Source organism: Fontimonas sp. FW305-C-3, assembly GCF_058783185.1.
Genome location: NZ_JBYSYK010000003.1, coordinates 133,613 through 145,446, shown reverse-complemented (window position 1 = coordinate 145,446; position 11,834 = coordinate 133,613). Strand labels below are relative to the sequence as shown.

The window sequence follows — 11,834 nt, the reverse complement described above, 5'->3', positions numbered from 1 at the left end:
CCGGGCTACATCATCCGTCGTAGCCCGGATGCAATCCGGGATGAACCTGCGGAGCGTGTGGCCCGGGACTGCAGCCGGGAATAACGCTCCCGGTATTGGCGCGCGCGGCGATTCTGGCGTACGGTTAGGCAATAAAAGACACACAAAAAACCGTAGGGAGAACCACAGATGAACCAGCCAGGAAATGCGTCCGTGCGGCGCAGTGCGACGGTTGCCGTCGCGATTTCACTGATGATTGCGTTGCCCGCCGCAGCCGCCGTGCCGGTCGAGCGGCTGGCGCAAATCGTCATGCCCAAGGTCGACATCGACGCGACGCTGCGTGCGGATCGCGAGCGTGGGCCGGATCAACCGTTCCGCTTCGCGGTCCCCATCGTCACCGCATTGACGCCGTCGACGGACGGGGTCTGGGAGACGCTCGCGGATGGCCGCGAGATGTGGCGCGCGAAGGTTCGTTCGGCCGGCGCCAGCTCGCTCAATTTCGGCTTCAGTCCCTACGTCATGCCGAGCGGCGGCACGCTGCGCATCTACGCGGCGGACGGCTCTCAGCAGCGCGGTCCCTACACGGACGCAAACAACAACGCCGCCGATCAGCTGTGGACGCCGCTGGTCGAGGGCGATGAGGCGGTCGTCGAGGTCATCGTCCCGGCTGCGAGCCGTGAGCGCCTGCAGCTGAAGATCGCCCAGGTCGGCCATGGTTTCCGCGGCATTCGGGCGAAGTCCGGCGTCTGCAACATCGACGTCGCTTGTCCGGAAGCGGATGCCTGGCGCAACGAGATCCGCAGTGTCACGCAATTCACGATCGCCGGGGTGCTGGCGTGCAGTGGGCAGCTGGTCAACAACACCGCGCAGGATCTGACGCCTTACGTACTGACCGCCAGCCACTGCGTGCCGAGCCAGGCCCTGGCGCCGACGACGGTGTACTACTGGAATTTCCGGACCAGCACCTGCGGCGGCACTCCGGACGGCAATCTCGACCAGTCCTCGACCGGCGCGGTGATGGTTGCCAGCTCGGTGCTGGCGACCGTGGCGGGCTCCGATTTCGCGCTGATGCGCCTGCTGCAGCGGCCCGATCCCGCCTACAAGCTGTTCTATTCCGGCTGGGACAACAGCGACAGCGCGCCGCGCGGCGTCACCGGCATCCATCATCCGAACGGCGACGAGATGCGCATCAGCTTCGACGACGATCAGCTGGAGATCGCGGCCTATGGCGGCGCGCCCGGCTCCGGCACCAGCCATCTGCGCGTCGGCAATTGGGAACGCGGTGTGACCGAAGGCGGTTCCTCCGGCTCGGGCATCTGGAACCGCGAGCACCTGCTGGTCGGCACGCTGTCGGGCGGCGAGTCTTCGTGCGAAGCCCCTGAGGGCTCCGATTGGTATGGTCGCTTCGAGCAGCACTGGACGGCTTTGCCGACGCCGCTGACCAGCGTTGCCAGCTGGCTCGATCCGGCGGGAACCGGTGCGAAGAAACTGGTCGGCATCAACGCGGACGGCACGCCGGCGACGCAGCCCGCGCCGGGTGCAGGCGGTGGCAACAACAGTGGCGGTGGCAGTGGCGGCGGCGCGATGAGCCTGCTCGCGATGCTGGCGCTGCTGCTGGTGCGGCCGCTGCGCGATCTCCACCCCACCCGAGTCAGGTAGGGCAGGCCGCCCATTCCTCACAAAGCGTAGCCCGGATGCAATCCGGGAGACACATTTTCCGAGGGCGTGGACCCCGGGTTTCACCCGGGCTACGCGGTTGCGCTCGTTCAGCCCCAGAACGCCGGCCAGGGCGGCTGCAGCGCGCCAAGCTCGTAGACGATGCCGCCGGGCCAGTCCTCGGCGAGCAGCCAGGCGCCGTCGAGATCGTTGATCTCGCAGAGCTGGCCGAGCACGACGGCCGGCGCCATCGCCAGCGAGGCGCCGGCCATGCAGCCGCTCATCAGGCGAAAGCCCAGCTGCCGCGCCGCCTGGGCGAGCTGCAATGCGGCCGTCAGGCCGCCGGCCTTGTCGAGCTTGATGTTGATGAAGTCGTAGCGGCCGACGAGTCCCGGCAAGTCGTCGAGGGTATTGACCGACTCGTCGGCGCACATCGCGATCGGACTCATGTCGCGGGTCAGATCACCGTCCTTGCCGGCGGCGAGCGGCTGCTCGAGCAGATCGACCTTCAGCGCGGCCAGTGCCGGGGCGTGACGCACCAGTTCGTCGAGCGACCAGGACTGGTTGGCGTCGACGATCAGGCGCGCCTGCGGTGCGCCACGGCGCACGGCGCCGATCGCGGCGACCGGATCGCCGGCATCGACCTTGATCTTGAGCCAGGGATGGTCGGCCAGCGCACGCGCTGCGCTCTCGTAGGCGGCGATCTCGCGGATGCCGATCGTGATGGCGCTCTGCACCGGTCCGCCCTGCGGTACGCCGGCGCGCGTCCAGGCGCGCACGCCGGTCTGCTTTGCTTCGAGGTCCCACAGTGCAGCGTCGATCGCGTTGCGCGCGCCGCCGGCGGGCAGCAGCCCGAGCAGGTCGGCGCGGCTCGCACCGTCCTCGATCGCCTGGCGGACCTGTTCGATCTGCGCGGTCATCGTTTCCGGCGTCTCGCCGCGATAGCCGACACCGCCGGCTTCACCGCGGCCGATGGACGCGCCTTCGCGCAGCTCGACCGCGAGCGCGACGGCGACCGTGCGGGTGCCGCGCGCGATCTTGAACGGTTCCTTGAAGCGCCAGCTGACCGGCTTGAGCGTGAGTTGTCGTTTCATGAGCGGCAGTGGAGCACTGCGCGGCGGCGGACGCCATCCGTGGAAGCACGGGACCTGGCGCGCGTGCCGGTACTTTCACGGATGACGCCAGAGCGGCGCCCTGTCAGATTGCGCGGACTACGAATGCCGGTGATTGATCCATGAAACTGTTCGTCGCGATGCTTGCCACCGAAACCAATACCGCCGGCGTGGTGCCGACCGGGCGGATCGATTTCGAGCTGCAGGGCGTCTACCGTGGCGACGCCGGGCTCAAGGACCCGACCGGCGTCGGTGTATTCCATGCCGAGATCCGCCGCCTCGCGGCCGCCGACGGCCATACGGTCGTCGAGAGCCTCAGCGCCTTCGCCCAGCCGTCCGGACCGACGCTGCGTGCGGTGTACGAAGACTACCGCCAGATCATCCTCGACGATCTGCGCGTGGCACTGCCGGTCGATGCGGTGCAGCTGACCCTGCATGGCGCGATGGTCGCGCAGGGCTACGACGACTGCGAAGGCGATCTGATCGAGGCGGTGCGCGCGATCGTTGGCCCGCAGGTGCCGATCGGCGTCGAGCTCGACCTGCATTGCCACACGACCGAGCGCATGCAGGCGCATGCCGACATCATCATCGCCTTCAAGGAATATCCGCATACCGACGGCATCGACCGCCTGCGCGAACTGTATGCGCTGCTGACGCAGCAGGCCGCGGGCCGCATCCGTCCGACGACGTCGATGATCGACTGCCGGATGATCGGCCTGTGGCACACCACGCGCGAGCCGATGGTGTCCTTCGTCAGGCGCATGCAGGACCTGGAAGGCAGGGATGGCGTGCTGACGGTGTCGCTGGGTCATGGATTCCCCTGGGGCGATGTCCCCGAATGCGGCGCAAAGCTGTGGGTCGTTACCGACAACGACCCCGCCAAGGCTGAGGCGCTGGCGCAGCAGCTCGCCCGCGAGTTCCGCGACCTGCGCATGCAGACCTACGATCCGCCGCTGACGATTGCCGCCGCGCTGCGGCAGGCCAGCGCGCCGGCACAGAAGCCCTATGTGCTGGCGGACATCGGCGACAACGCCGGCGGCGGTGCGATGAGCGACAGTACGTTCGTGCTGCGGTCCATGCTCGACGCCGGCATCGGCAACGCCGTGATCGGCTGCTTCTGGGACCTCGGCGCGGTCGCGCTGTGCCAGAGCGCCGGTGTCGATGCGCGGCTCAGCCTGCGCATCGGCGGCAAGTGCGGCCCGATGTCGGGCGATCCGATCGACGTCGATGTCACCGTGCGCGCCATCCTCGAACGGCACAGCCAGGAAGGCATCGGCGCCGAACGCCCGCTGGGCACGGCGGTGTGGGTGCGGACTGACGGCGGCATCGACATCATGCTGAACACCGTGCGCTCGCAGGTCTTCTCGAGGGACTGCTTCGAGAAGCTCGGCATCACGCTGGCCGACAAGCAGATGATCGTCGTCAAGTCCTCGCAGCATTTCCACACCGCCTTCGCGCCGATCGCGCAGGAGGTGCTGTACATCGGCACGCCAGGGTCGACTTCGCAGGCATTCTCGGAGTTGACGTTCACCCGGCGCGACAACCATTTCTGGCCGCGCGTCGAAAATCCCTGGGACTGAAGACAAGGCTCATGACGGATCGCGCCATCCCTGCGGCATTGAAGTCCGCCGCGCTCGGATACTCCGCCGACGAGGCCTATGCCTTGCAGCGCGATTACGCCCCGGCAAAGACGCCGCTGGGCGAAGACCAGACGCAGTACATGTACCTCAACATGGCGCAGTTCTTCCCGCACCAGACGGTCGCGCGCGACGGCGCGGTGCGCGAACTGCCGATCGCCGAGCCGGACCTCGGGCGCGAGATCGGCGCGCTGCAGATGACCACGCCGCTCGGCTGCCTGTCGCTGGAGCAGATGCTGATCGATCCGCGCGCGCAGGTGCAGGGGTATCTCGTCCTGCACAAGGGCCGCATCGTCTTCGAACGCTATCCGGGGATGCGGCCAACCGACAATCACCTGTGGTGGTCGTCCGCCAAGGCGCTGGCCGGCACGCTGGCGGCGCAGCTGGCGGTCGATGGCAAGCTCGATCCGGATGCGCCGGTCGAACACTATCTGCCGGCGTTCGCCGACAGCGCCTGGAAAGGCACGCCGGTGCGCGATGTCGCCGACCATTGCAGCGGCATCAATGCCGAAGAGCTGGATGTCACGTCCTATGTCTCGCCGCAGTCCGAGCTGAGCTGGCTGATCGCCGCGGAGAAGATCGCGGTGCCGGAGAGCGGGGCGGTGCCGGGCCACAACGAAGCACTGCTGAGCATGACGCGCAAGCGCCCCGCCGGCGAGCACTATGAATACTCTTCGGCGAACACCAACGTTCTGGGGCTGCTGATCGAGCGAGCGACCGGCCAGCGCTATGCCGATGTGTTGAGCGAACGCATCTGGTCGCGCATGGGTGCCGAAGGCGACGGCATGATGGGCCTGTCGCCGCAGGGCAACGCGATTGCCCACGGCATGTTCTCGTCGCGCCTGCGCGACATGGCGCGCTTCGGTCTGCTGCTGACGCCCAGCGGCCGTGCGAACGGCAAGCTGCTGTCCGACGAGACGCTGAAGATGATTCAGCACGGCGGCCGCCGCGCGCTGTACCCCGGCAACGCCAAGATGGACAAGTTCTCGACCTGGCTCGGCGAAGCGCCGGTGGCCTGTTCCTGGCAATGGGATGCAGTGTTCGACGACGGCGATCTGTGGAAGGGCGGTTTCCACGGGCAGAGCCTGTACGTGTCGCCGGGCCGCGACGTCGTCGTCGCGTTGTTCTCCGCGACCAACGAGCGCGCGCCGTTCTTCTATTTGCGCTCCGTCGCGAAGCTGGATGCGTTCCGCGCCTAGCGAGGCGAAGGCCGGGCAAGCCTTGTCAGCCGCGCGCGCCGTCCCGCTCGGGCTCAGGCGCATTCGCCGTCTGCGCTGCCGGCGGCATGCGCGACCATAGCAACGCGAGCAGCCCGCCGGTGATCAGGCGCCACACGCTCCAGGCGACCGCGATCACGGCCATCGCCCCCGAGCCGCCGAAGAAACTGAAGACGAGCAGCAGGCAGATGCCGGAGTTGGTGATGCCGGTGCCGATGGCGATGCTGCGCCGATCGGCTTCCGGCAAGCGGGCGAGCCAAGCCAGGCCGTAAGCGCCGGCCAGCGCGAGCGCGTTGTGGCCGATGACCCAGGGCGCGACCGCGAGCGCGTAGTCCTTGAGCACCGTGCCGTTGGTCTGCAGCGCGCCGAAGATCGCGAGCAGCAGCAAGCCGCCCAGCGCGGCCTTCAGCGGTCCGCGTATGCGTTGCACCGCGCGTGGGAAGAAACGCCGGAACAGCAGGCCCGCGCACAGGGGCAGCACGAGCAGCAGGAGCACTGTTTCGAGCACCAGCCGTGGCTCGATCTGCAGCGCACGATCTTCCTGCGAAAGACCGGCGAACGCGGTGCCGGCGGCAAACACCAGCGGCGTCAGCAGCGCCGTTGCCAGCATCGACACGGCGGTGGTGCTGACCGAGACGGCGAGGCTGCCGCGAGACAGCAGGGTCAGGAAGCCGGACGCATTGCCGCCCGGGCAGGCGGCCACGAGCAGCAGGCCGAGCGCCGGCCACAGCGGAATCTCCAGGATCACGATCAACGCCACCGTCAGCACGGGCAGCAGCAGCCATTGCGACAGCAGGCCGATCGCGACCGCGCGCGGAAAGCGGCGCGCTTCGCGCAAGGCGGCGCCGCCCAGGTACAGGCTGACGATGAACATCATCAGCGCCTGCGCGGCATTGAGCGCGCGCATCCCTTCGGGGGAGAACTGGACGACAGCGCTTTCGAGTCCGCTGAGCATGGTGCCGGGGCAGGAGGGTGGAGAGGCCGTGCAGTGATACGCGGTCGCGCCGGGCTTGTGAAATACCGCCGGGCGCTATCCAAATAACGACTGCAAGCTTCGAGCCAAATCCGCAGCATGCGGCCGGCACAACAGACACAATACGGCGTTCTTTTTTTCCAACCCAGCGTGGAGCACGCATGTCCGCACCCAGCCCTTCGTTCAGCCTCGTCACCGGCCCCACCAGCGGGATCGGCCTGGCACTCGCCGAAGCGCTGGCGGCGCGGGGCGATGCACTGCTGCTGGTCGGACGCCGCGCCGACGCTCTGGAGTCGGTGGCCGCGGAGCTGCGTCAGCGCCACGGCGTCGAAGTGCGGACCCAGGTCAGCGACCTCGGCAAACCCGCCGACGTTGAAGCCCTGCTCGAGTTCATCGACCGCGGATCGCTGCGCGTCGGCCTGCTCGTCAACAACGCCGGCTTCGCCACCAGCGGCGCGTTCGTCGATCTGCCCTGGGCCGACGAGCAGCAGGAGCTGCAGGTCAATGTCCTTGCGCTGGTGCGCCTGTGTCACGCCATCGGTGGCCGCATGGCGCGCGCCGGCGAGGGGCAGATCCTCAACGTGTCGTCGGTGTCCGGCTTCATGTGCGGGCCCTGGATGAGCAACTACGCCGCCGGCAAGGCCTACGTGCTGAATTTCTCGGAAAGCCTGCGCGAAGAGCTGGCGCCGCGTGGCGTCAAGGTGTCGGTGCTGTGTCCCGGCACCACCGCCAGTCCGTTCTTCGACAAGGCACGCATCGACGTCGAGAAGGCGGCGCCGGCGGCGCTGGTCATGCAACCGGCGGACGTTGCCAGAATCACGCTGGCCGGGCTCGCGAGCAATCGCGCGATCATCGTGCCGCGCTGGACCAATCGCGTGATGGCCTTCGTCCCGCGCCTGGTGCCGCGCCTGCTGCTGCGCAAGGTCGTCGGCAGCCTCTATCGCAGCGTCGCACCTGCGCCTGATTCCGCGGCAGCGGCGAAGTAAGCGGCACGCGTCCGCAGACTCAAGACATGGCCCGCATTCTCGTCACCGGCGCCTCCGGCTTCATCGGCCGGCATGTCGTGCGTGCCGTTCTTGCCGGCGGCGACGAAGCCGTTTGCCTGCTGCGCCCGAGCGCGGATCGCGCCGCGCTCGAAGCGCTCGGTGCGCGCTGCGTCATCGGCGACATGACCGATGCCGCGTCGCTGGCACCGGCGCTGCGCGGTGTCGATGGTGTGATCCATGCGGCGGCGATGCTCAAGGCGCCGTGGCGGCCGGCGTTCGCGAGCGCCAACGTCAATGGCACGGCGAATATCGCTGCCGCCTGCGCGTCCATGCCGACACCGCCGCCGCTGGTCGTCGTCAGTTCTCTGGCCGCCGCCGGACCCGCACCGACTGCGGCGCCGCGAACCGAGTCGATGCCGGCAACGCCGATCTCGATCTATGGCCGGGTCAAGCTCGACGCCGAACGCGCGGCAGCTGCCAGCGCCGCGATCGTGCCGATCAGCGTCGTGCGCCCGCCGATGGTCTTCGGCGAAACCGACCGTTCGGCCTTGACGCTGTTCCGTTCCGCCGGCGCCGGCTGGCATCCGGTGCCGGGCGGCAATCGTCACCGTCTGTCGATGGTGCATGCGGCCGATCTCGCCGAGCTGTTGCGGGCCGCCCTGCTGCATGGCGAACGCCTGCCGCCGCGCGGCGACCTCGAAGACGGGCAGGGCTACTACTACGCCAGCGCCGACGAGACGCCGACGCTGTCCGAACTGGGCGCAATGATCGCCACGGCGATGGAGCGTCCTGCGCCTCGCGTGCTGGCCGTGCCGCCGATGGTGCTGCGCATCGCGGGCGCGTTCGGTGAATTGAAAGGGCGCGTCACGGACCGGCCGCAGTTGATGAATCTCGACAAGGCGCGCGAACTCTCCAGCGGTCCCTGGCTGTGCTCCGCAGAGAAGGCGAAGCGCACGCTGGGCTTTGCGCCGGCGCCGCTGGCGCAGCGGCTGCGCCAGACCGCGGACGGCTATCGGCAACTGGGATGGCTGCGATGAGCGAGTTCTGGACATGGCCGGCCGGCGACATCGCAATCGCCTTTGCCGGCATCAGCCTGATCTATCCGATCTATCACTACTTCCTGCAGGCACCGCAATGGCGCCCGCGTCTGGCTCGGCGCCATGCGGGCGAACGTCTGGAAATCGCCAGCGTGCTGGCGCAGCGCGTGACCGGTGGCTTGTGGCTCGGCAGCGCCGCGGTCCTGGTCGGTGCCATCGTGAACCTGTCGCCCGCAGCGCTGGGTCTCGCCGTCGGCAATCCACTGCGCACGCTGATCTGGGTGCTGGCTGCGGCGCTGCTGTTGCTGCCGCTGATTGCGCGCGGCGCCGCGCAGCCGAAGCGGCATGCGCTGTATCCGCAGATGCGCCTGACGCACTGGAGCCGGCGCCGGCAGGTGCTGAACTCGCTTGCCTGGCTGGTCTATCTGTCCGGCTATGAGCTGTTCTTCCGCGGCCTGTGCCTGATCTGGCTGACCCGCGAGTTCGGCTTGTGGCCCGGCGTCTTCGCGAGCAGTGCGCTGTACGCCTACGCGCATCTGCACAAGGACGCCGGCGAGACCTTCGGCAGCGTGGCGATGGGCGTGCTGTTTGCGCTGATGACCCTGCACAGCGGCAGCCTCTGGGCGGCGCTGATCCTGCATTGGCTGATCGCCGTTACCGGCGAGCAGAGCGCGATTCACAGCAACCCCACACTACGCCGCGATTAGGCACTGGGACTTCTCCTTCTCCCCGCGTGCGGGGAGAAGGTGCCCGAAGGGCGGATGAGGGGCCGCTTTCGCTTGCGGCGCGCCCCTCACCCTGACCCTCTCCCCGCAAGCGGGGCGAGGGGACTAAGTGGCCAGCCAGCGCTGCACTTGCTGTGCCACCCACGGTCCATCGTCCAGCGGCAAGTCGTGCCCCGCGCCCGGATGCTCGGCGAGCGCGCAGTTCCAGGCCTGCGCAATACGGCGCGAACAACGTGGATCGACGAGGCGGTCGCCGGCGCCGACCAGCAGCAGCAAGGGTACGGCGGGCGGCGCCGGCGGCGCGCGGAAGCGCGCGGCAGCGATCAGCTGGCGCAACGCGTTGCCGCGTGACACCGGCGTTTCGCCGCGCCAGGCGATCCAGTCTTCGATGGCTGCGCCGGTACGTTCGGGATAGCGGCTGATCAGCTTCAGAATCGCGCGCTCGACCGTCCGCGCATCCGGCGCGGTGAACGCCATGCGCAGCAATGTCGGCCAGGCCGTCGGGCGCATGCGCTGCCAGAACGCGCTGTACGGCCGCAGGCTGGTATTGATCAGCACTGCGCCAGCGAGCTCCTGCGGATAGGTCGCCGCCCAGGACACGGTGACCATCGCACCCAGGGAATTGGCGAGCACGTGATACGGCGGCGGCACGCCGCGGCGGCGCAACTCCGCACGCAGGTATTCGACATTCGCCTCGATGCGGTCCGGACTCGGCTGCGCATTCAGCGCGCCGTTGCCCGGCAGGTCGAGCGTCAGCACGTCGGCGTCGCCAAGCTGCGTGCGGAAGATCTGCGGGAACTCGCCCCAGTGGCGCTGCTCGCGCATCAACCCGCGCAGGAAAATCCAGCGGCGTTGTGGCGCCGCACTCAAGACGGCGACCCGCCGCTGCGCTGATGCTGGCGGAACTTGCTGGCGCGAAACGCCGCGATCTTCGCGTACAAGGCCGGACTGATCCGATACAGCCACCACTCGGCGAAGGCGATCCACTGCACCGGAATGATCGCGCGATTCTTCGCGACGCCAACGAGAATTCGACGCGCGCACTCGTCGGCCGGCATCGGCTTGAACGGCACCGCGGCGCGCAGGCCGTCGCCATCCAGATTGCGGAAGGTCGTCGTGCCGAGCATGTTGCTCGCGATGTTGCCGGGGCAGACCACGCTGACGCCGACGCCGTGCATGGCCGCTTCGGCGCGCAGCGAGGTCGAAAGCCCCACGACGGCATGCTTGCTGGTCGCGTAGGGCACCATGAACGGACGCGGCCCCAGGCCTGCGCCGGAGGCCGTGTTGACGATATGGCCACGGCCTTGCGTGATCATGCGCGGATACACGGCGTGGATGCCGTTGATGACGCCCCACAGATTCACATCGAGGATGCGCCGCCAGTCTTCGCGCGGGGTGTCGGCGAGTGCGCCGGCCATGCCGATGCCGGCGTTGTTGAACAGGTAGTCGATGCGGCCCCAGTCCGCCGCGACGGCAGCCGCCAGTGCATTCACCGCTTCCGCATCGGCGACATCGACACCGTAGGCCTTGACCTGTCCGGCGGGAAATCCAAGTGCGGCGACGGCGTTCCGCGCAGCGGCCTCAAGCCGGTCGACCAGGGCAACGCGTGCGCCGGCGGCGGCGAGCGCCTCGACCAGGCCCAGGCCGATGCCGGATGCGCCGCCGGTGACGATCGCGACGTCGCCAGGGCGGATGCCGGTGCTCATTTCGCGAAGGCGGCCAGGCGTTGGTAGAACGGCGTCGGGCTGTTGGCGTGCTTGGGTTGGTATTTGCCGGAGATCACCGGGATGTACATCACGCGGCGGCGGCTCGGCTCGCCTTCGATGGTCGACTGCGCCACGCGATGCCAGAGCCGGCCATCGTGCACGGTCAGATCGCCGGCGGCGGGAATCACCGCGACCTCCTCGGGATCGACGCCGTGGTCGCGGAAGTAGCGCTTGCGGAACAGCATGCTCCACACGCTCTGCTGGTGCGTCGCCGGAATCAGGCGCAGGCCGCCGTGCTCGGGTCCCAGATCGTTGAGATGCACGCCGACGTTGAGCAGCGGCTCGAGGCGCGTACCGAGGAAGATGTCGCGCAGGCCGTCGGTGTGCCAGCCCAGGCGGCTGTGCACGCTGCCCGGCGTATGCACGTAATGGTTGATGACCAGGCCGTCCTTCTCGTCGCCGCCGACGCGCACGTCGGGCTTGCCGATCAGCGGGAACAGCAGCTTGAAGCGCGGATCTTCGAGGAAGCCGGCAAGCACCGGATGATGCTGGTTGGCAAAGGCGAAACGCTGCACGATCGGCTGGCCATCGAGGTCGACGCCATAACGGATCGGCACGCCGTTGACCTTCTGCACATCGTCCTTCAGCCACTGCTGCTGAACTTCGGTCGACGCCTGCACCAGCGTGCGAACCTGCGCGGCGTCGATGAAGTTCCGGAAATGCAGGAAGCCGAAGTCGCGGAAGTGTTCGATCTGCGCCTGGGTCAGTGCATCCCCGAGGGTGAAACGTGGATAGTCGGCCGTCAT

11 protein-coding genes are annotated in these 11,834 nt (G+C 68.3%); 6 read left to right on the top strand and 5 right to left on the bottom strand.

Annotated features, from left to right (window positions below; genetic code table 11):
- Nucleotides 1-168: 168 nt before the first annotated feature.
- Nucleotides 169-1,638: a trypsin-like serine peptidase gene (locus AC3WUF_RS12140; RefSeq protein WP_492425881.1), complete on the top strand. Its 1,470-nt coding sequence runs from the start codon at nucleotides 169-171 to the stop codon at nucleotides 1,636-1,638.
- 107 nt (nucleotides 1,639-1,745) lie between these two features.
- On the opposite strand, the gene AC3WUF_RS12135 is transcribed toward AC3WUF_RS12140, so the two are convergent.
- Complete coding sequence (locus AC3WUF_RS12135; protein ID WP_492425879.1) at nucleotides 1,746-2,729, bottom strand: dipeptide epimerase; 984 nt, start codon at nucleotides 2,727-2,729, stop codon at nucleotides 1,746-1,748.
- 140 nt (nucleotides 2,730-2,869) lie between these two features.
- Here AC3WUF_RS12135 and AC3WUF_RS12130 point away from each other — a divergent pair, with 140 nt between their 5' ends.
- Entirely contained in the window at nucleotides 2,870-4,327 is a 1,458-nt protein-coding gene (locus AC3WUF_RS12130) for a M81 family metallopeptidase (protein WP_492425877.1), read from the top strand.
- An 11-nt stretch (nucleotides 4,328-4,338) separates the two neighbouring features.
- Entirely contained in the window at nucleotides 4,339-5,583 is a 1,245-nt protein-coding gene (locus tag AC3WUF_RS12125) for a serine hydrolase domain-containing protein (protein WP_492425875.1), read from the top strand.
- 25 nt (nucleotides 5,584-5,608) lie between these two features.
- Here the strand turns inward: AC3WUF_RS12125 and AC3WUF_RS12120 are convergent, their stop codons facing one another.
- Complete coding sequence (locus tag AC3WUF_RS12120) at nucleotides 5,609-6,556, bottom strand: bile acid:sodium symporter family protein (protein ID WP_492425873.1); 948 nt, start codon at nucleotides 6,554-6,556, stop codon at nucleotides 5,609-5,611.
- A gap of 179 nt (nucleotides 6,557-6,735) precedes the next feature.
- Between AC3WUF_RS12120 and AC3WUF_RS12115 the strand changes: the two genes are divergently transcribed.
- Genes AC3WUF_RS12115 through AC3WUF_RS12105 form a run of 3 tightly spaced genes read left to right on the top strand, consistent with a single transcriptional unit; the run spans nucleotide 6,736 to nucleotide 9,304 of the window.
- A complete protein-coding gene (locus AC3WUF_RS12115; RefSeq protein WP_492425871.1) occupies nucleotides 6,736-7,560 on the top strand; it encodes an SDR family NAD(P)-dependent oxidoreductase in 825 nt (274 codons plus the stop codon).
- 26 nt (nucleotides 7,561-7,586) lie between these two features.
- On the top strand, nucleotides 7,587-8,597 hold the full coding sequence (locus tag AC3WUF_RS12110) for an NAD-dependent epimerase/dehydratase family protein (RefSeq protein ID WP_492425869.1): 1,011 nt from the start codon (nucleotides 7,587-7,589) through the stop codon (nucleotides 8,595-8,597).
- Nucleotides 8,594-9,304 (top strand): CPBP family intramembrane glutamic endopeptidase, encoded by a 711-nt coding sequence (locus AC3WUF_RS12105; protein ID WP_492425867.1) that lies wholly within the window; start codon nucleotides 8,594-8,596, stop codon nucleotides 9,302-9,304. The genes AC3WUF_RS12110 and AC3WUF_RS12105 overlap by 4 nt, the downstream gene beginning before the upstream one ends.
- A 123-nt stretch (nucleotides 9,305-9,427) precedes the next feature.
- Here the strand turns inward: AC3WUF_RS12105 and AC3WUF_RS12100 are convergent, their stop codons facing one another.
- Genes AC3WUF_RS12100 through AC3WUF_RS12090 form a run of 3 tightly spaced genes read right to left on the bottom strand, consistent with a single transcriptional unit; the run spans nucleotide 9,428 to nucleotide 11,834 of the window.
- On the bottom strand, nucleotides 9,428-10,192 hold the full coding sequence (locus AC3WUF_RS12100) for an alpha/beta fold hydrolase (protein WP_492425865.1): 765 nt from the start codon (nucleotides 10,190-10,192) through the stop codon (nucleotides 9,428-9,430).
- Nucleotides 10,189-11,028: an SDR family NAD(P)-dependent oxidoreductase gene (locus tag AC3WUF_RS12095; protein ID WP_492425863.1), complete on the bottom strand. Its 840-nt coding sequence runs from the start codon at nucleotides 11,026-11,028 to the stop codon at nucleotides 10,189-10,191. The genes AC3WUF_RS12100 and AC3WUF_RS12095 overlap by 4 nt, the downstream gene beginning before the upstream one ends.
- Complete coding sequence (locus AC3WUF_RS12090) at nucleotides 11,025-11,834, bottom strand: phytanoyl-CoA dioxygenase family protein (protein WP_492427178.1); 810 nt, start codon at nucleotides 11,832-11,834, stop codon at nucleotides 11,025-11,027. Before AC3WUF_RS12090 ends, AC3WUF_RS12095 begins: the two co-directional genes overlap by 4 nt.